Here is a 19,951-nt window from a genome sequence, read left to right as displayed (position 1 = left end):
TCACCGGCCTCCGAACAGGTAGCCGCGGCGGCGCATCAGGGTGATGAAGACCGGAACGCCCACCAGGGCCGTGATCACGCCGAGCGGCAGTTCACGCGGGGCGACCAGGGTCCGGGCCAGCAGGTCGGCCCACACCATGAAGATGCCGCCGACCAGCGGCGCGAACAGCAGGACCCGGGCGTGCCCGGCGCCCGCCACGATGCGCACCAGGTGCGGAATGATCAGCCCGACGAAGCCGATGGCGCCGCTCACGGCCACCATGGCTCCCGTCACCAGCGAGGTCAGCACGAACAGCCCCTTGCGCAGGGCGGTGGCGTCGATGCCGAGGCTGGCCGCCGTCTCGTCGCCGAGGGCCATGACGTCGAGGGCCCGGCTGAACCGGTGCAGGACCGCGAGGCCGGCGGCCACCGCGACGGCCACGGCCGGCAGGGAGCCCCAGGTGGCCGCGCCGAAGCTGCCCATCGTCCAGAACAGCACGGTGTGGGTGGCCTCTCCGTCGGGAGCCAGGTACACGAGCACGCTCATCAGCGCCTGGAAGCCGTAGGCCATCGCGATGCCGGTCAGGACCAGCCGCAGCGGCGTGAGTCCGGCCCTGCTGTAGGAGGCGGCGTAGACCAGGACGGAGGCGCACAGCGCACCCGCGAACGCCCCGGCGGAGAGCGCGTAGACGCCGAGGGAGGTGAACGCGCCCACCGCGAGCACCGACACCGCGCCGGCCGAGGCTCCCGAGGAGACACCCAGCACGAACGGGTCGGCCAGCGCGTTGCGCACCAGCGCCTGGACCGCCACACCCACCGCGCTGAGCCCCGCACCGACGACCACGGCGAGCAGCACCCGCGGGGTGCGCACCTGCCAGACGATTTGGTAGGTCGTGACCTCATCCGGCGCGATCGTGCCGCCCGTCACCGCCGCCAGGAGGTAACGTGCCGTGTCCGCGGGGGAGATGACGGCCGGTCCCAGGCCGACCGCCACCACCACCGAGACCAGCAGGACGACGCCGAGCGCGAGGGCCGGCAGCAACCGCGCGCGGCCGCTCACGCGGTCCCCCCGCTCGCCCGGCCGTGGGCGTCGTGCATGGTGGCGGCCCCTTCGTGATGGTGCGTCGTCCGGCAGACGCGGACACCCGAGGGACAGTAGCGATAATCATTTTCATTGTCACTGTGTCCTGCCCCACAGCGCAGCGGACGCGCTGCGGGGCAGCGGGATCTCGACGCGCACGGCCGCGCGTCCCCGGCTCAGGGCGTGTCGGGGCCCTGGATGAGCTGCAGGTAGGTGCCCACCGGGTCGAGGACCGTGGAGAAGTACCAGCCCTCGCCCGCGTCCTCGACGGGCCGCACCCAGGTGACCCCCAGCGTGTTCAGATGTGCCTCGGCCGCCCGGATGTCGCGCACGGTGACGTTGACCAGATGACGCCCCGGCTCCGCGGCCTCGTCCGCCACGTCGTCCCGCCGGTCGAATCCGATGATCGCCCCCGGCCCGACGATGAGCATGTGTTCCGCCCAGCGAGCCCCCAACGGCTCCAGCGCGGCCCGGTACCACTCGATGAGCCGCTCGGGCTCCGTGCTGCCGAGAATGACACCGAGTCCGGTGATGTTGTCCTGGGACGCCATGCGTTCCCACCTCCTGCACTTACGGGTTGTTGCCGTAGTGAGGACCGTGACCGCGCCCGGAACTCATCGGCCGTACGGCGGGTCCTGCCTCAGTCCGGCATGCGGTCACCGATCAGGGCCAGGTTCTGGATGGCCGCGAGGCCGTACTGGGCGGTGTTGTTGGTGGACGCGTTGTCGCACCAGTCGGTGGGATTGAGCGTGCTCTCCACGCGTTCCGTGCCCAGTTCCGTGTCCCGCCCGTACTCCCAGTCGGTGGACGGGTGGAAGAAGCCGGTCCAGGCGCGTTCGGCCTGCGTGTCGTCGTCCAGGCGGGCCGCGGCGTAGGCCGCGAGCCGGGTGTGGGCCTGCCTCAGGTTGCGGTTGGCGGGCAGGGTGCCGCCCAGCTCCTCCTCGGCCTCGGCGTCCGTTCCGTTGTACAGGCGGCAGTACTGGAGCCAGGCCGCCTCGAACTCGGGCATGTCGATCTGCTGGATCAGCTCCGCGTTCACCTCCACCAGGCCGAAAACGGCCGAGAGGTGGGACACCGAGATCCGCGGCTCCTCCTGGACGGCGTAGCGGCCGGTCTCCATGTCGTACAGTCCCGGGCTCTGGAAGAAGCCGTTGGGCTGCGCGGCGATGGTCTCCATGGTGCCGAGCAGCTTGTCGCGGCACTCCTCCCACCGCGGCCCGCGCCGCTCCCACTCGGTCAGCCAGGCCGCGGCGAGCCCGCTCCAGTCGGTGCCGAAGCCGATGGACAGCGCCCGCGGGTCCGGTTCGTAGGGCTCCTCCCTGATCTTGCGGATGGGGTCCAGGACGAGGAACGTCTCCTCGCTGCGGGCGAGTTCGCGCATCAGGTCGCCGGTGCGCTCGTCGGTGGTGAGGTAGTGGTAGAAGCGGCGGTAGGTGGCGGTGCTGATGCGCTGCTGCTTGGCGCTGTCGGCCCAGTGCTGCACGCCGTGCCGGGTGCCGAGACCGGCCCAGTCGCCGGCGTGGTAGACGTCCACCTCGCCGGTGTGGCGGGTCATGGCCTCGGCGAAGCGGAAGATGTCGGCGCGCCCGGAGCGCACGAAGGCGTACCAGAGCCACAGGTCGGGCGACAGTTCGGAGTTGTCCCAGGCGTAGCCGCCGATGTCGTAGCGCCATACCTTGCGGTCGCCGTCCTGGCTGTGCATGACGTCGCCGTAGTTCCAGAAGCCGTACCAGTGCCGCTGCTCGCGCGCGGTCACGTAGTAGTCGAAGAGGAAGTCCAGATTGTCCTCGATGCGGCTGCGGGCCGGGGTTGAGCGGTCCACCGGCGAGAAGAGACCGCCGAACGCACCCGTCGCGATGAGGTGCTCGGTCGGGTTGACCAGCTGCGGAGCGGCACGCACCGCGTCCGCGATGGCGCCGAGACGTTCCGCGTCCGGCGTGCCGTCCAGCGCCCAGAACGTCAGTTCGCTGGTGCGGGCGACGCCGTAGGGCGTGCCGAACTCCGGCTCGTAGTCCTCGTAGGTGATCTCAAGACCTTCCAGCTGTTCCTCGTAGGTGTCCTGGCCCAGGCCGTCGTGGTAGAAGCGGGTGTCCATGGCCGGGGCGTCCGGCGACCACAGCCACACCGTGACCTCGGCCGCGCGGGTGTGCGCGGCGCGGATGTCGAGCTGGGTGGGGTGCAGCTGCCAGAAGTCCTTCAGCCCGAACGCGAACCCGCCGCCGGGACCGCCGAGGTAGCCGACGCCCGCCGCCCGGTGGCCCTCGTCGGCCTGGACCCAGCCCTGTCCCGGCTTGGTCCGCTTGGTCACGGTGAAGCCCTCGGAGCTGAGCTGGGACAGCTTGTAGTCGCCGAAGGCCGGGATGAGGTCGATCCGGCCGGACACGCGGGTGTCCCAGGTCGAGAGGTCCGGGGTGCGCCGGCCGGCGACCTGGGCCTGCCGGACCGCCTCGCCGGGGTCGCGGCGCAGCCCGGTGATCGGGCGGACCGCCTCGGCCAGCGCGCCGTGCCCCTCCCCCACCAGCCGGACGTGCCGGTCGTGCAGTTCGTCGTCGAGCGGGACGGTGAAGCGCACGCCGAGGCCGGCGATGAAGTCGCGCTGCCCGTCGGAGTCGAAGACGAAGCTGTGGACCATGCGGAAGCTCTCCGCCCCGGCGTGGAAGTACAGCCGGACCGTGAACGGCAGCCAGGAGCGGCCCCGCCGCTTGTGCTTCCCGCTGATCTTCACCACCGCGCGGACCGGTCCCGACTGTTCGACCGTCACCTCCTCGACGGCGCTGAGGAGTTCCTCCCGGCGCACGGTGCCGAGGCCGTCGTCGGGGATGCCGTCCTGCTTGAGGTTGACCAGCCTGCCCTTTTCGGCGATGACGCGGTCCCCGCGCTTGACCCGCGCCACCAGGTCGGTGCCGCCGGTCGGCATGCGGACGGTGATCACGCCCGTGTCCACGTCCACGTGCCCGCGCCGTTCCCTGACGGTGACCGCCGAGCGCGGCGCCGCCGGTTCGCCCGCGGTCAGGGTGTAGCCGTCGGCCGCGGCCCCCGCGCCGGAGATGGCGTGCCCGCTCCACTTCAGCGAGCCGTCCGGCCAGTACGCCAGCGGCCAGGACTGCACCGGCACCGCCGCCCCGTCGGCCGCCGTGAGCGCGAACGACTGGTCGCCCGGCACCGCGCCCATCGGCCAGGGCGTGCCCCAACTGGCTCCGGCCAGTTCGGCGGGGCGGTCCTCCAGCCACCGGAGTGCCACGTCCGACGGGCCGGCGGACTCCGTCGGCCGGCCGGCGGCGGAGGCGGTGCCCGGGGAGAGGAACGACGACAGGGGCGCGGCCGTGCCGACGGCCGCGGCTCCGCGCAGGAAGGACCGTCTGCCGGGGCCCGGCGAGGACGTCGGGGCGGTGGCGGCGGCCGGCTTGGGGAGTGTCATGCGAAAGAACCTCACAAAGAAACGCGGATGTCGGCACAGCCGGGGGTGAATCGATTCACCCCGACTTCGGCGTGCCGCGAGGGAAGGGCGGAGGGGCGGAGAAGCGGGCATCGGGCAAGCAGTCCGCGGGCTCCCGGTGGGGGGCCACTGGCGGGTACTGTGCGCACGTTGTCACGGATCGCTACGGCTCGATCAGTTGCCGCTCATAATTACACCGAACTGCTCCAACGGACCAGAGTCGGGCGCCAGTTTTCCCCGGACCGACGCGCGGACCATCCGCCCGCGTACGGGGCGCGCCACCGGCGAACGCCGCGGAACACCCCGTCCGATCAGGCCGTTTGATTCCGCGCGCCGAACCGGCGGGAGCGGCCCGCCGGGGCCGACCGCCGCCGACCGGGAACGCGGCGCCGCTCACCGGACGGCCGCGCCTGCACACTTCTGCACAAGCAGGGTCAGTGTTGCGCGCTTCCGCAGGACTGTCGTATCACCAGACGCGGCTGCATGGTCACGCTGCGCACGGCGCCCCCGCCCGGCTCGCCGAGGCGGTCGACGAGGAGCTGGGCGGCGCACGCGCCGAGTTGCTCCTTCGGCGGCGCGACCGCGGTGAGCGGCACCTCGGCGAGCGCCGCCAACTCGTTGTCATAGGCGATCAGGGCCATGTCCTGAGGCGTGCGCAGCCCGCGGGCACGCAGCCGCTGGAGCAGCACGATCGCGTCCTGGTCGGAGTGGACCAGGGCCGCCCCGGTGCCGCTGGCCAGGCAGTCCTCGATGAACGCGTCGTACTGGCGCGCCGCCGCCCGTGAGCCGGGCGGGTGCCGGTGCCCCTCCCGCACCGGGGCCGCGGGGTCGAGCCGCAACTGCCGGACGGCGGCGGCGTGCCCGTCCCTGATCAGCGGCGCGGTGGGGCTCGGGTACGCATAGAGACCGACGCGGGAGTGGCCGAGCCGGTGCAGGTGGCGCACGGCACCGAAGGCGCCCCTGCGGTGGTCGGAGACGACGGACTCGCAGGCTTCGTGGTGATCGTCGGTCCGGCGTTCCAGCAGGACGAACGGAACGCCCGTGGCGTGGAGCCGGTCGACCAGGGCGTCGGTCACGTGCGTGCCGCCCGAGGAGGCGATGAGCAGTCCCGAGGCGCCGGACGCGAGGAGTTCGTCGACCTGCTCCAGGTCGCGGGGGTCCGCGTAGCGGGAGAGGGCGATGACCACCCGGGCCCGGTGCCGCGCGGCGACCGACCGCACTCCGTCGATCACCGAGGGGTAGTAGTAGGTGGCCGAGGGCACCAGCAGCCCGAGTGTCCGCGGGTCCAGGTCCTGGGCGGGGGCCGCGCCGGCGCCGCCCTCCGCGGACGGCGGCCGGCCGTCCACGTTCCGCCGGGGCAGGACGGCTCCGCCGCGCGTCTTGATGACCCGGCCCTCACGGGCGAGTTCGGTCAGGTCCCGCCTGATCGTGCCCGGGGAGACGCCGTGCCGGACGGCCAGTTCCGCGACGTGCACGGCGCCGGTGGCCCGCAGTTCGCGAAGGAGCAGCTCCCGGCGTTGCAGGACGAGCAAGTCGGCCATCCACCTGTCCTCTCGTGACGCTTAATGCACCATCGTAGGACTCACTGAATAACTATGAATCTCTGCGTGCACTTGTATTGACTCATGTGCACTGCTGGGCCAAGGTGCAGTAGCGCAAGCCAGAGAAGGAGCCGCCGTGGTGTCTCACCGCAGAAACCTGACCGTCCGAGGTTCCCTGGCCGCAGGCGTGGCAGCCGCTCTGCTCGCCTCGTGCGGCCTATCGGACGCGGCCGAGGGAGGGCCGACCACCATCACCTTCTGGTCGTGGACGTCCGGCTCCCAGGAGGCAGTTGACCGCTTCAACGCCACGCACGACGACATCCACGTCGTCTTCGAGCAGGTACCGGCGGGGACCGGCGGCGGTTACTCCAAGATGTACAACGCGGTGCGCGCCGGCAAGAGCCCCGACGTGGTGACCGTCGAATACCCGCAGGTCCCCGCGTTCGTGACGCACAATGTCGTCCAGCCCATCACGGACTACGGCGCCGGGGAACTGCGCGACGTGCTCCCGGAGTGGGCGTGGAATCAGGTGGCGCTGGGCGGTGACGTCTACGCCCTCCCGTACAACATCGCGCCCCAGGTGTTCCTCTACCGGGCCGACCTGTTCGAGGAGTACGGGCTGGACCTCCCCACCACGTGGGAGGAGTTCCGCGACACGGCCGAGCAACTGCGTGCCGAGCGGCCGGACACCGTGCTGGCCACCCTGGGCAACACCGACGCCGCGCTCCTGGCGGGCCTGGCCTGGCAGGCCGGTGCCAACTGGTTCGACACCGGCGGCGGCAGCTGGGAGGTGAACGCCACCGACGAGGCGAGCCTTTCCGTCGCACGCTACTGGGACGACATGGTCGCCGACGATCTGGTCAACGCCGAGCCGCTGTTCGCCGAGAAGCACATCGCGGACCTGCAACAGGGCCGCTCGCTCGGCATGATCGCGGCGCCCTGGATGCTGGGCAACCTCTCGCGCTTCGTGCCCGAGCTGGCCGGCAGCTGGGCCGCGGCACCGCTGCCCACCTGGGACGGCACCGCCGCGGGCAACTACGGGGGCTCCGGCTTCGCGGTGCCGGAAGGTGCCGACCACCCGGAGGAGGCCATGGAGTTCGCCCGCTGGGTCGCCACCTCCCCCGACGCCATCGCGGCGATGGTCCCCGCCAGCACGGCGATGCCGGCCAACAGCGACCTGTACGACATCTGGGCGACCGAAGTCGAGGCCGCCAACCCCTACGTCGCGGGCATGGGTGTGCCGGCCGTGGCCACCGCCGCCGCGGAGAGCGTGCCCCCGGACTGGGAGTGGGGTCCCGACATGACCGACGGCTTCGCCAGGCTCATGGACGAGATGACCGGATCGATGGGCCGTCCCGGGGGCCTGGAAGATGCGCTGCACCGCTGGGAGGACGACATCGTCGACCAGCTGAGGCTGCGTGGCTTCGACGTGACCACCTGACCCGCACACCCGGTACGCATCCCAGGGAAAGCCATGGCATCCACCACCTCACCTCCGCGGTCGCGGATACGCAGACAACGACGCAACGGTGTCCTGCTGCTCCTCGGGCCGTTCTTCCTGCTCTTCGCCCTCACCTACATCCTGCCCCTGTGCTACGCCGTCGGGCTCAGCTTCTTCCGCGAGCGGTTCAGCGGGCTCGGCTGGGGCGGTCCCGAACTCGTCTTCGCCTGGTTCGACAACTACACGCGGGCCCTGACCGATCCGGACTTCCTCAGCGGCGTCGGGCGCGTGCTGCTCTACGGCCTGATCTACGTTCCGCTGCTCATCGCGCTGGCGATCGTGCTCGCCCTGCTGCTGGACAACGCGCTCACCTACGGGCGGCGCTTCTTCCAGACCCTGCTCTTCCTGCCGCACATCGTCCCCGGCCTGATCGCTTCCCTCATCTGGCTGTACCTCTACACCCCGGAACTCAGCCCGATCGTCGACGCCTTCTCCGCCCTGGGCTGGGACATCGACTTCCTCGGCGGCAACAACGTCATGTTCTCGCTGGTCAACATCGCCGTCTGGGGAGCGCTCGGCTTCAACGTCGTCCTGATCTTCGTCGGCCTCCAGGCGGTGCCGCGCACGACCATCGACGCGGCCAGGATCGACGGCGCCGGCGAACTCCGCATCGCCTTCAGTGTGAAGCTGCCGCAGGTCCTCCCGACCGTCCTGGTGGCGACGCTGTTCACCATCATCGGCTCGCTCCAGCTCTACACCGAGCCGATGATCCTGCGTACCTCGGGCGAAAGCCCCATCAGCAACACCTGGACCCCGAACATGCTCGCCTACTCCTCGGCGTTCAACAGCAACGACTACCACTACGCCGCGACCGTCTCCGTGCTGATCGCCGTGCTGGCCGGCGTCCTCTCCTTCGCCGTCACCAGATTCGCCAACCGGAGGGCGCTGCGATGACCGACACCCTCGAAACCGAACGCGCTTCCGCCAGGTCCGGTGGGCCGGGCGGCGCGGGACCGGCCCGCGGCGCGCGGGCCACGGGCACCCCGCTGCCGTGGTGGCTGCGGCGCTCCGCGGTCACCAGCCTGTGCGCCATCGCGGGCATCTACACCCTGCTGCCGCTGCTCTGGCTGCTGTTCGCCGTCACCAAGACCCTCCCCGAGCTGTACAGCGGGAACGGCTTCTCGCCGTCGAGCGGCTTCCACGTCCTGGAGAACGTGCGGGACCTGTTCGCCGCGGACGGGGGCCGCTTCGGCCGCTGGATGCTCAACACGGCGGTGTACGCGGTCGGCGGCGCGTTCGCCGCCACCCTGCTGTCCGTGGCGGCCGGCTACGCCTTCGACAAGTTCCCGTTCCGCGGCAAGGAGAAGTGGTACGCCCTCGTCATCGCGGGCGTGCTGATCCCGAACACCGCCATCGTCATCCCCCTCTACCTCATGATGGCGAACCTCCAGCTCACGGACACCATGTGGTCCGTCTTCATCCCGCTCATCGTCAACCCGTTCGGCGTCTACCTGGCCAGGGCCTACTCCGCGGGCGCCATACCCGACGAACTGCTCGAAGCCGCCAGGATCGACGGTGCGGGCGAGGTGCGGACCTTCTTCTCGGTCGGCCTGCGCATGATGGCGCCCGGGGCCCTGACGATCTTCCTCCTCCAGTTCATCGGCATCTGGAACAACTTCTTCCTGCCGATGGTGATGCTCACCGACAACGACCTTTTCACCGTCGCCCAGGGCCTGTTCACCTGGAACTCGGCGGTCAGCCAGAACCCGGACTACACGCGCCTGGTCGTCATCGGCTCGGCGGTGACCACCATTCCGCTCCTGCTCCTCTTCATACCGCTGCAACGCCGGTGGCGGGCCGGTCTTGCGGAGGGTGGCGTCAAGTGACGAGCAGCTCCACCGCCCCGACCGCCCCGACCGCTCTGTTCGCCCTGGACGGCAGCAACCTGCCGTTCCTCTTCCCCGCGGACGTCGCCGCCGCGCTGGCGGACCTGGTCGACATCGACCAGGACCATGCGGTCACGGACTTCGCGGACGCCGGCGTCCTGCCCCGGCTGCCCGACGTGGAAATCCTCATCACCGGCTGGGGCTGCCCGCTCATCACCCCGTCCGTCCTGGACACCCTGCCCCGCCTGCGCGCGATCCTGCACACCGGAGGCACCGTCAAGAAGCTGCTGACGCCCGAGGTATGGGAGCGCGGCATCGCCGTCTCCACCGCCGCCGCGGCCAACGCGCTGCCCGTCGCCGAATACACCCTCGGCATGATCCTGCTGCTGGGCAAGGACGTCTTCGCCGCCCGCGAGGACTTCCGCACCAGCAGAACGTTCGCGCCACAGGCGCCGGGCGCGGACATCGGGAACGCCGGCCGCCGCGTCGGCATCATCGGCGCGTCGAGGACGGGCCGCCGCGTGATCGAGCTGCTGCGGCCCTTCGACTTCGATGTCCTCCTGCACGACCCGTACGTCGGCGCGGCGGAGGCCGAAGCCCTCGGCGTGCGCGCGGCCGGCCTCGATGAACTGCTCGCGGCCAGCTCCCTCGTCTCCGTCCACGCGCCGGCCACCGCCGAGACGCACCACCTGCTCGACGCCGCGCGCCTGGCGCTGCTGCCCGACGGCGCCGCGCTGATCAACACCGCCCGCGGCAGCCTGGTGGATACCGACGCGCTGGTGAAGGAGCTGGTCACCGGCCGCATCCGGGCCGTGCTCGACGTCACGGAGCCCGAGCCGCTGCCCGCCGACTCGGCCCTGTACCGCCTGCCCAACGTCTTCCTCACCCCCCACGTGGCCGGCTCGATGGGCAACGAGCTGCGCCGCCTCGGGCTCACGGCCGTGCGGGAGGTCGAACGGCTGCTGGCCGGACGCCCGTTGGCGCACCGCGTCGAGCACGCCCAGCTCGCCCGCACCGCCTGACCGGATTCGATGCGCCGTCATGCGCCGTCATTCACGGCCATGACGCAGACGAAGGAGCAGAACCGTGCCTCCCCTCCGAGACCACGGGTCCGGCGCGCGGGCGTCGGCCACCGCCGCGATCTCCCCGATCACCGGCTTCACCCGCACGGACTGGGAACGGACGGCGGACCGGCTGCTGGCCGGGGCCCAGCGGCACGCGGGTCCTGGCCGCTCCCTGCTCAACCTGCCCGGGCCGGCCAGCGGTTCCGGCCGGCACAGCGACGGCCTGGAAGGCTACGCCCGCACCTTCCTCCTGGCGGCCTACCGTTCGGCGCACGCGGGCAGGAAACTCGCCGAGGACGTGCTCGCGCCCTACGCCGAGGGCCTTGAGACCGGCACCGACCCCGAGGCACCGGGGCACTGGCCGCTGCCCTCGGCCCTGCCGCAGGCCAGGGTCGAGGCGGCCGCCGTCGCCATCGGCCTGCACGAATCCAGGCACTGGCTGTGGGACCGGCTGCCTGACCGGGTCAGGCAGCGCACCGTGGACTGGCTCGGCGGCATCTCCGGCGTCCAGGTGCCGGCCAACAACTGGCTGTGGTTCAGGGCCGTGGTCGCCGCGTTCCTCCGCTCCGTCGGGGCGGCGTACGCGTCCGAGGACATCGAACGCGCCGTGGAGTCCACCGAGAGCTGGTACGCCGGCGGCGGCTGGTACACGGACGGGGCCAGGGGCCCCGGCCAGTTCCGGAACTTCGACCACTACAACGGCTGGGCGATGCACCTCTTCCCGCTGTGGTACTGCCGCATCTCCGGTGCGGAGGCCGAGGCGCGGCTCCTGCCGCGGTACCGCGACCGGCTGCGCACGTTCCTCCACGACGCGGTCCACCTGGTCGGCGGCGACGGGGCGCCCCTCTTCCAGGGGCGGTCCCTCGTCTACCGCTTCGGGACCGCCGCGCCGTTCTTCGTCGGCGCCCTCTTCGACGCGACGGAGCTGCGGCCGGGGCTCACCCGCCGCGCGGGCAGCGGCATCCTGCGCTACTTCCTCGACCACGGCGCCCTCTCCCCGGACGGCACGCTGTCCCTGGGCTGGCACGGCCGCTTCGAACGGCTGCGGCAGATCTACTCGGGGCCCGCCTCCCCGTACTGGGCCTGCCAGGCGTTCTCCGGCCTGCTGCTCCCGCCGCAACACCCGGTGTGGACCGAGCCGGAGGAACAACTGCCCGTCGAACGGGCCGACTTCGTCCGTCCGATCGGCCCGCCCGGGTGGGTGTCCTGCGGCACCGCGGCCGACGGCGTCGTGCGGATCGTCAACCACGGCACCGACCACACGCCACCCGACCGGCCCGCCAGGGACGACCCCGCGTACGCGCGCGTGGCCTACTCCACCCACACAGGACCCGACCTCGGCCCGCCGCTCGACCTCGCCGACGACCCGGAGGCCAAGCCCCGCGACGGCGACGCCCGCGAGGTGCAGGGCCAGGACAACCAGGTCGCCCTCGTCCGCGACGGGCAGCCGTCGCACCGCAGCCCGCTGCGCCGCATCCGGGCCGCGGGCCGCGTCGCGGTCTCCGCGCACGTGCCCCACTGGCCGGTGGCGGGCGAGCACGAGCGGGAACGCTGGCCGGCGGGGCCCGCCGTCCTCACCGCCTCGGTGGTCAACGGGCCCTGGGAGGTCCGCCTCGTCCGGGTCGCGGCGCCCGGGCACACCGTGCGGATCGGCGGCCACGCGCTGGCCGCCGACCGGCCGCCGTGGAGCCGGGCCGCGGATGACCACCTCCTCGTCGTCCGCCCCGACGGGCTCACCAGCGGCCTGTTCGTGCTCGGGCCGCCCGGCTCCCCCGCCGCCCTGCGGGTGCGGCGCGCGGTGGCGATGAACGCCTTCGGCACCTTCAGCTCGACCCCCGTGTACGAGGCGGCCGGGGACCTGCACGCGACGGCGGTCTTCCTCGGCGGTACCACCGACGCCACCCCGCCGCCCCTGCCCCGGGCCCGGCTCACCCAGGCCGGGGCGACCGTCACCTGGTCCGACGGCTCCGCCGACACCCTCACCTGGCCGGAGTGGCCGGAGTGGCCGGCGTAGCCGAAGTGGCCGAAGTGGCCGAAGTGGCCGTCAGCCGCGGAGGTCAAACGCCGGCTCCGGCCGGTGGACGCCTTGGGGCCGGTAGCCGAGGGATTCGGCGATGCCGAGCAGATCGGCGATGTACCAGAGGGTGGCGAGCCACATCTCCGTGCCCTGGAGGCCCGGCCGGTGCGCCGGCCGGGCCGGGCCGCTCAGCGGGGGCAGGCAGAAGGGGAAGCCCTCGCCGTCCACCCACTGTTCGGTGAGGGTGCCGAGCTGCGCGTCGGCCCACTGCCTGATATCCGCCTGCCGGTGGCCGGTCTGCCGGGAGAGCAGCCACAGCGGCTGGGCGACGTCCAGCACGTTGCAGGCCGTGGTGCGCCCGGGGCCGAAGTGCCGTTCGTCGGCCGCGTGCCGCAGCACCGTGTCGACGGCCTGTTCCGGGTGGGGCACGGGCAGGCCGAACTGGGCGAACGTGCCGCGCGCCGCGCGGTAGTACCCGTTGACCGCCTGGAGCATGCCGTCGGCGGGCCGGCCGCCGGTCCACATGCCGCTCTCCGGGCGGCAGTTGGTGTGCAGCCAGCCGAAGAGGGTGTGGTACTGGGTGAGGGCCGCGGCCCTGTCCTCCGGCCGGTACTTCAGGTTCCACATCAGTGCGGTCCCCAGCGTGTCGACCCCGGCGCCCGCGGCCCAGCCCGCGTGCCGCCAGGGCTGGCCCTCCAGGGTGGCCACGATGTCCTGGGGCGTCATCCGGGCGACGGCGGTGATCGGGTGTGCGAAGCGGGAGCCGAGCAGGTCGAGGGCGTAGCCGAGGCTGAGGATGTGGTAGTGGGTGTCGCTCTGTTCGTACCCGGTGGGCGCGGCGCCGTGCCGACCGGTGTCGTCCAGCGGCGGAACGAGACCCGTGCCGGGGTCCTGGTTCTGCCGCAGGCGCCTGATGTGTTCCGCGGCGGGGAGCTGTTCCGGTGCGGACGCGTGCAGCAGGACGGAGATCTCGACGGCGTCGGCGTGGGCGCGCAGGGTGGGCGCGGCACCGGGCGCGTCGAGGTAACGGCCGGCGGTGGTCCCGTCCGGCGCGGGGGCGTCCGGCTCCCAGCAGCGGGCGATGAGGGCCGGCGCCTGGTCCCCGGCGCGCGCGGCCAGTTCGGCCAGGCGCCGGGCCGGCCCGCGCCCGCGGTCGCCCGCGGAGGTGGCTTTCGGGGTGCGCCGGTCGCGGATGACGCGCGCGGGGTTGCCGGCGACCACGGCCCAGTCCGGTACGTCCTTCGTCACGACGGAACCGGCGCCGATGACGGCGTGGGAGCCGATGGTCACGCCGTCGACGATGACGGCGTTGGACCCGATCCAGACGTCGTCGCCGATGGCGATGCCGCGTTCGGTGCCCGCCTGCCGGAAGACGGGGCGGTCGGGCGCGAAGGAGTGGTTGAAGCCGAGGATGGAGGTGTGGGCGCCGATCCGGACGCCGTTGCCGAGCGTGACGGTGCCGCGCACCACGGAGTAGGCGTTGAGGGTGCAGTCGTCACCGGCCCGCACGGTGCCGGTGACGTAGGCGTGGGCGGCTATGTAGGAGTTGGCGCCGAGCGTCAGCGCGGTCGGACTGACCATGGCCAGCTCGGAGATGAACGTGCGGGGGCCGAGGGTGGCGCCGCACTGCCGGCCGATCGCCTCCTGCCGTGCGCGCTGCGCCTGTTGCCGGCTTTCGTCGGCCCGTTCCCAGAAGAGCCAGGCGTTGTAGTCCAGCACTTTCTGGTCGTCGTCGGGTACGTCGTCCATGGGGGTGTTCCTCGCAGGTTCTGAGGTGGCTACGCACGGAGTCGGTGGGTGGCGGGGTTTATGGGGCGGGCCAGGGGCCGACCCGCCGCGGCGCGGGCGACCTCGTCAAGGGCATTCTCGGCCAGCCTATCCAGTTCCGTCCCCACCGAACCGGCCAGGTGCGGCGTGAGGAGGACATTGGGCAGCTGGAAGAGCGGATCGTCGGCGCCGCGGATGTCCGGAACGTCCAGGATCGCCGTGATGCGGCCGGTGGACAGCTCCCCGATGAGGGCCTGACGGTCGACGAGCGAAGCCCGCGCCGTGTTGATCAACGTCGCGCCCGGCCGCATCAGGGCCAGCCGCCGCGCGTCGAGGAGATGGCGGGTCTCCGGAAGCGCGGGGGCATGGACGGTGACGACGTCGCTCTCGGCCATCAGCGTGTCGAGATCGGCATGGCGGGCGCCGAGGGCAGCGGCCCCGGCCGGGTCGAGGGTCGGATCGTGGAGGAGCACGCGCAGGTCGAAAGGGCGGAGCAGGGTCAGGAGCCGGCGGCCGATGGCGGAGGCGCCGATGACGCCGACGGTCTGTCCGTAGTTGCCGCGGGTGGCCAGGGCCTGCCGGATGTCGGGGGCGCGCCGGTCGTGCACGAAAGAACGCGCCATGCCGAAGACGTCCTTGTTGGCCAGCAGGATCATGGCCAGCGTGTATTCGGCGACCGGGACGGCGTTCGCCTCCGCCTGCGAGCTGACCTGTATGCCGCGGGCGAAGACCTCCTCGTCGGCGATGCCCCTGACGGAGCCCGCGGTGTGGACGACGTGGGTGAGGCGTGGCGCGGCGTCCAGCACTGCGGACGTCAGGCGAGGCGCTCCCCAGCCCGTGACGAGAACGGCGGCCTCGGCCAGCACCCGCCGGGCCCGCTCGCTGTCGTACTCCTCCAGGACCGGGCCCGGCGGAACGCGCACGTGCTCGCGCAGCGCGGCCATGCGCGCGGGCGGGAAGAAGCGCTCCGCCAGGGCGGCCGGGGAGAAGACCAGGCCGGCCGCGGGCTTTCCGGTCATCCCTTCAGCCCACCGCTGATCATGTCGAGACGCCAGAACCGCTGGAGGAACAGCAGCAGGCAGATGAGCGGGATGACGGAGACCGCGGTGCCGACGATCGCGAGGCCGTAGAGCGACGGCTCCCCCGACCCCTTGGACATCAGGGTGTAGAGGCCCAGGTTGATCGGGTACTTGCTCTCGTCGGCCAGCATGATGAACGGGAGCAGGAAGTTGTTCCAGTTGCCGACGAACTGGAGCATGAAGATGGTGATCATGCCGGGGAACATCATCGGCAGCCCGATGGAGGAGAAGATCCGGTACTCGCTCGCGCCGTCGATCCGGGCGGATTCGATGGTGGAGTCGGGCACCGAGGCGTCCGCGTAGACGCGGGCGAGGTAGATGCCGAAGGGCGAGATCAGGCCGGGGAGCAGCACGGACCAGTAACTGCCCACCATGCCGATCTCGGCCATGATGATGTACTGCGGGATCGCCAGGGTCATGCCCGGCAGGAGGACACCGGCCAGGATGAGGTAGAAGAGGGAAGTGCGCCCCCGGAAGCGGTACTTGGCGAAGGCGTAGCCGGCGCAGGTGGATATCAGCGTGCACAGGACGGAGCCGACTCCGGCGTAGAGCAGGCTGTTCCCGGCCCACTTCAGGAACTGCCCGTCCTCGTAGGCGAAGAGATCGCGCACGTTGTCCAGGAGGCCGGTGCCTGGCTGGAAGGTGAACGTCGAGAACAGTTCGGCGTTCGACTTCGTCGAGGCGATCACGATCCAGGCCACCGGCACCAGCGCGTAGAAGGCGCCGATCAGCAGGATGACCGTGGGCACGATTTTGGCGCGCTGGTGGGGAAGCAGGGCGGGCCGGCCGCTCGTCGCGTTGCTCACTGGATTCCTCCGAAGGCGCGCCGCTGGGTGAGTTTGAGCAGCAGCAGGGAGACGAGCAGGGTGCCCACGGCGAGGATCACCGATCCGGCGGCGGCCAGCGGCAGGTCGTCGCGGATGAATCCGTCGCGGTAGACCTGCATGAGCGGCACCCAGGTCTGGGAGATCTCGGTGGTCATGGGGCTGAGCATGGTGGGCTCCCCGTACACCTGGAGGGTGCCGATGAGCGCGAACAGCCCGGTGAGCACCAGCGCAGGCGCGACGAGCGGAATCTTGATCCGCAAGGCGATCCGCCACTCCGTGCAGCCGTCGATCCTGGCGGCGTCGTACAGCTCGGGCGGGATGCCCCGCAGCGACGTGAAGATGATGATCATGTTGAATCCGACGCCGCCCCAGATGGCGATGTTCGCCATGGACGGGTAGATGACGCCGGCGTCCAGGAACGGAATGGTGCCGAGGCCGAGTTTCTCGGTGAGGTAGCTGAACGGGCTGGTGGAGGGCAGGTACATGAAGCCCCACATCAGCGAGGCGACGACGCCGGGGATCGCGTAGGGCAGGAAGATCGCCACCCGGGCGAACCGCTTGGAGCGCGCGGCGCCGTGGTCCAGGAGCAGGGCGAAGAGCAGGGCGAGCCCGAGGGTGAGGGGCACGGCGATGATGCCGTAGAGGCCGAGCCGCCCGAAGCCCGCCCAGAAGCCGGAGTCGGTCAGCATCTGCCGGTAGTTGGCCAGGCCGACGAAGACCTCGGTGCGGATGCCGAACACGCCCTCGTCGACGATCCGCAGGCCCTGGAGGCTGAGGTAGAGGGCGTAGCCGATGGGGATGGCCATGAAGGCCAAGAAGAAGAGGAGCGCGGGCGCGATGAACACGAACGGCGCCATCGTGGTGCGGCGTTTCCCGGTGGCCTTTCCTGCGGCCTTCCCCGGGGCCTTGCCGACGGCGCCCGCCGGCGGTGTGGTCCTGGCGGTCATACGGAGCCTGTCTGGTGAGTCGTGACGGTGCGGGGCATCAGTTGGAGATGTCGAAGCCGACTCGATCCATGTCCTCGACCACCGTGTCGTGTACCTGCTGGAGCGCGTCGGGCAAGGGAGTCCCGTTGCGGACGGCCGCGGAGATCGCGTCCTGGTAAGCGTCGCTTGCCGTGCTGACGTTCGGGCCCCAGGTGACGCCCGGGACGGTGTTCGAGGCCGCTTCCGTGGCGATGTCCCAGTAGTCCTGCTGACGCGCCGTCAGGTCGGGCGGCGGGCTCTGGACGGTGGCGTCCTGGCCGGCGATGCAGGCGGGGTACTGGCCGGCGGCGATCTGGATGTCGTAGGCCGTCGCGTCCGTGCTCATCCACATGGCGAACTCCGCCGCCGCCTCGGGGTGGTCGGAGTTCTTGGTGACGGTCAGAGCCGACCCGCCCTGAATGGCGACGTCCCTGTCGCCGCTCTCCCACTGGGGCAGGGGCGCGATCGCCCAGTCTCCCGCCTGCCCTTCGGCCACGCCGTACAGCACGCCCGGCGCCCACAGGGCGGACGGCCAGGTGAGCACGTGTCCGTTGTTGACCCGGTTGTTCCACTCCGGGGTCAGCAGCGGCTCCGGCCTGACCAGGTCGCGGTCGATCAGGCCCTGCCAGTACTCGGCGACCCGCATGGTCTCCTCGTCGTCGATGCCGACGGTCCATTCCCGGTCCTCGACCGTCCACCAGTCGGCGCCCGCCTGCTGGGCGAGCCCCGCGAAGTTGCCGAACTCCGAGGGAGCGAACGTGGCCAGGTGGGAGGACGGATCGCGCTCGCGGACATCGGCCGCGACCTCTTCGAACTCCTCCCAGGTCGTCGGTACATCGAGGCCAAGCTCGTCGAACCGCGCCCGGTTGTACAGCAGCACCATCGGGCCCACGTCCTGAGGGAGGCCGTATACCTCCTCCTCGAACCGGGTCATCTCCCACACTTCATCGGAGAAGTCGTCCTCGACCTCGGCGGTGTACTCGGAGATGTCGGCCAGCACGTCGGAGACGACCATCGCCGGGATGGTCTGGTACTCGACGCACGAGATGTCCGGCGCGTTGCCCGCCCGGCTCGCCGTCAGCAGCTTCGTGGAGGAGTCCCCGCCACCACCGGCATCCGTGTGCCGCACCTGGATATCGGGATGCGCGGCGTTGAACGCGTCGACCATTTCGCCCGGGGACTGGCTCCAGCACCAGAAGTCCAGGGTGATCACACCGTCGCCGGCCTCGCCACCCGAGCAGGCCGCCACCAGGGAAGCGACCCCGGCGAGGGCGATTCCACGGATGAAACGTCGTTCAGCCATACCCACTGCCTTCCTCGACCCGTCTCCCCCGGCCCACGGCGGATCACCACGCGGTCCTGAGGCGCGGCCCGGTGGGCCGCAACAGCGCGCACCGCCACCAGGTGGCGCCCGTCCACAGCAGTTGGCTTTGCGACAGAGTCAAGCTAGGCCACCGAGCCTTGGCTGTCACTACCTCTTGCCACAAAAATCCACAGCGATCGACAGCGCACCGGGGAGACAGTTTCGCAGAAGAGTTAACTTACCCTGACAGACCGGCGGCCCCGACCCGCGGGCGCAGGCGGGGCAACGGGCCGCCGCGGGCGGCCGGGACCGCGGCGGCCGGGCCTCCGCTCGCCCCGGCGCTCCCGGTCCGTACCTATATGCTGCGTGCGTGAATTCGGCACGCACGCAGGCCGGTAGCCGGTCTTCGATCCAGCAGTGGGCGGCGGTTTCCCGCCCCGCCCGCCCCATAGTCAGGGAATTGCTGATCAACGGCCCGCAGACGCGGACTTCCCTGGCCAAAACCCTGGGCCTTTCGACCGGCAGCCTGACGCGCCTGACGAAACCCCTGGTCCAGTCCGGCCTTCTCGTGGAACGCGACATCGTGCACGACCCGGTCAACGGCCGCCCCACCAGGCCGTTGGACATTGTCGCCGAAGACTTTCATTTCCTCGGCATCAAATTGACGTCCACCCACGTGTACGCGGTGGTCACCGATTTGCGGGCCCGCGTGGTCGCCGAGGCGGCCGAGCCGATCGGCGACAGGCAACCGGAATCGGTTATCGCGCAGGCCAGAAACATGATGACGCGGCTGTCCCGGGAGGGAGCGGAGCCGGTCGCGGCCGGGTTCGCCCTCGGCGGCCATCCGCAGGCACCGGGTGAGACCGCGGCGGCCGAGGTCTTCGACGCACCCTTCCTCGACTGGTGGGGTATCCCGCTCCAGCCCCTCCTCGACGACCGGATGGGCATTCCCTGCGTGGTCAGCAACGATGTCTCGGCGCTCGCGCACAGCCAGCACTGGTTCGGCGCCGCCCGGGGCCTGTCCGACTTCGCCCTGGTGACCGCGGGAGCCGGAATCGGATATTCCCTTTTCATTCGCGATCACATGGTGACGGCCACGGAATCCAATCTCCGGGAATTCAGCCATCACATTCTCGACCCCGGCGGACCCATGTGCGCAGAAGGCCACCGCGGCTGCGTGGCGTCCTATCTTTCGACGCACTCGATTCTCGCCTCGGCCGCCCACGGACTGCGGCGACAGGTGAGCATCGAGGAGATCACGCGGATGGCGCGCGAGGGCGATGCCGTCTGCCTGCAGGTCACGCGCCAGGCCGGCTGGGCGCTCGGCGCCGTCATCGCGACGGTCGTCAACATCACCATGGTGAAGACGGTGGTCGTGGCGGGCGAGAGCGTCGAGGTCGCGCGAACGGGGAAACGGCATATCGAACGCGGGATGGGCCACCGCAGGCATCGCGACTACCGGTCCATCGACATTCCCATGCTGTCCGCCGACTTCACGGAATGGGCCAGGGGCGGCGCCGTGGCGGCCATCAGGACCTTCGTCGCCGGGACTTCCTGAGCCGCGCG

Annotated in this window: 15 protein-coding genes; 6 read left to right on the top strand and 9 right to left on the bottom strand. The window is 71.1% G+C overall.

The annotated features are described in order from the left end of the window. The 4 genes from RM779_RS06340 to RM779_RS06325 form a co-directional block, all read right to left on the bottom strand. The gene (locus RM779_RS06340) at nt 1-1,020 is read right to left on the bottom strand and encodes a FecCD family ABC transporter permease (RefSeq protein ID WP_394813244.1); all 1,020 of its coding nucleotides are present in this window, start codon (nt 1,018-1,020) and stop codon (nt 1-3) included. Nucleotides 1,021-1,235: 215 nt separating this feature from the next. Next, nucleotides 1,236-1,610 carry a VOC family protein gene (locus RM779_RS06335; RefSeq protein WP_311616656.1) on the bottom strand — a complete coding sequence of 125 codons (375 nt, stop codon included), beginning with the start codon at nt 1,608-1,610 and terminating at the stop codon, nt 1,236-1,238. Nucleotides 1,611-1,699: 89 nt separating this feature from the next. Then, nucleotides 1,700-4,477, bottom strand: a complete 2,778-nt coding sequence (locus RM779_RS06330; protein ID WP_311616655.1) for an exo-rhamnogalacturonan lyase family protein — start codon at nt 4,475-4,477, stop codon at nt 1,700-1,702. A gap of 452 nt (nt 4,478-4,929) precedes the next feature. Beyond that, nucleotides 4,930-6,036, bottom strand: a complete 1,107-nt coding sequence (locus RM779_RS06325) for a LacI family DNA-binding transcriptional regulator (RefSeq protein WP_311616654.1) — start codon at nt 6,034-6,036, stop codon at nt 4,930-4,932. Nucleotides 6,037-6,175: 139 nt separating this feature from the next. On the opposite strand from RM779_RS06325, the gene RM779_RS06320 reads away from it, so the two are divergent. The 5 genes from RM779_RS06320 to RM779_RS06300 all read left to right on the top strand — a co-directional run bounded on the left by RM779_RS06320 (nt 6,176) and on the right by RM779_RS06300 (nt 12,441). Further along, nucleotides 6,176-7,477, top strand: coding sequence for an ABC transporter substrate-binding protein (locus RM779_RS06320; protein ID WP_311616653.1), 1,302 nt, complete (start codon nt 6,176-6,178; stop codon nt 7,475-7,477). Between the two features lie 33 nt (nt 7,478-7,510). Beyond that, a complete protein-coding gene (locus tag RM779_RS06315) occupies nt 7,511-8,431 on the top strand; it encodes a carbohydrate ABC transporter permease (protein WP_311616652.1) in 921 nt (306 codons plus the stop codon). Then, complete coding sequence (locus tag RM779_RS06310; protein ID WP_311616651.1) at nt 8,428-9,363, top strand: carbohydrate ABC transporter permease; 936 nt, start codon at nt 8,428-8,430, stop codon at nt 9,361-9,363. The genes RM779_RS06315 and RM779_RS06310 overlap by 4 nt, the downstream gene beginning before the upstream one ends. Beyond that, a complete protein-coding gene (locus tag RM779_RS06305) occupies nt 9,360-10,385 on the top strand; it encodes a hydroxyacid dehydrogenase (RefSeq protein WP_311616650.1) in 1,026 nt (341 codons plus the stop codon). The genes RM779_RS06310 and RM779_RS06305 overlap by 4 nt, the downstream gene beginning before the upstream one ends. 64 nt (nt 10,386-10,449) lie before the next feature. Continuing rightward, nucleotides 10,450-12,441, top strand: coding sequence for a DUF2264 domain-containing protein (locus tag RM779_RS06300; RefSeq protein ID WP_311616649.1), 1,992 nt, complete (start codon nt 10,450-10,452; stop codon nt 12,439-12,441). 30 nt (nt 12,442-12,471) lie between these two features. On the opposite strand, the gene RM779_RS06295 is transcribed toward RM779_RS06300, so the two are convergent. The 5 genes from RM779_RS06295 to RM779_RS06275 are packed head-to-tail and all read right to left on the bottom strand — an operon-like array spanning nt 12,472 to nt 18,385. Further along, nucleotides 12,472-14,193 carry an acyltransferase gene (locus RM779_RS06295; RefSeq protein WP_311616648.1) on the bottom strand — a complete coding sequence of 574 codons (1,722 nt, stop codon included), beginning with the start codon at nt 14,191-14,193 and terminating at the stop codon, nt 12,472-12,474. 29 nt (nt 14,194-14,222) lie between these two features. Beyond that, nucleotides 14,223-15,230: a hydroxyacid dehydrogenase gene (locus RM779_RS06290; RefSeq protein ID WP_311616647.1), complete on the bottom strand. Its 1,008-nt coding sequence runs from the start codon at nt 15,228-15,230 to the stop codon at nt 14,223-14,225. Further along, nucleotides 15,227-16,096, bottom strand: coding sequence for a carbohydrate ABC transporter permease (locus RM779_RS06285; protein ID WP_311616646.1), 870 nt, complete (start codon nt 16,094-16,096; stop codon nt 15,227-15,229). The genes RM779_RS06290 and RM779_RS06285 overlap by 4 nt, the downstream gene beginning before the upstream one ends. Then, nucleotides 16,093-17,064: a carbohydrate ABC transporter permease gene (locus RM779_RS06280; protein WP_311616645.1), complete on the bottom strand. Its 972-nt coding sequence runs from the start codon at nt 17,062-17,064 to the stop codon at nt 16,093-16,095. The genes RM779_RS06285 and RM779_RS06280 overlap by 4 nt, the downstream gene beginning before the upstream one ends. Before the next feature lie 37 nt (nt 17,065-17,101). After that, nucleotides 17,102-18,385 (bottom strand): ABC transporter substrate-binding protein, encoded by a 1,284-nt coding sequence (locus RM779_RS06275; protein ID WP_311616644.1) that lies wholly within the window; start codon nt 18,383-18,385, stop codon nt 17,102-17,104. Nucleotides 18,386-18,755: 370 nt separating this feature from the next. Between RM779_RS06275 and RM779_RS06270 the strand changes: the two genes are divergently transcribed. After that, on the top strand, nt 18,756-19,943 hold the full coding sequence (locus tag RM779_RS06270; RefSeq protein ID WP_311616643.1) for an ROK family transcriptional regulator: 1,188 nt from the start codon (nt 18,756-18,758) through the stop codon (nt 19,941-19,943). Nucleotides 19,944-19,951 lie beyond the last annotated feature (8 nt).

Source organism: Streptomyces johnsoniae, from assembly GCF_031845565.1.
Taxonomy (GTDB): domain Bacteria; phylum Actinomycetota; class Actinomycetes; order Streptomycetales; family Streptomycetaceae; genus Streptomyces; species Streptomyces johnsoniae.
This window is presented reverse-complemented; position numbering and strand designations above follow the sequence as displayed.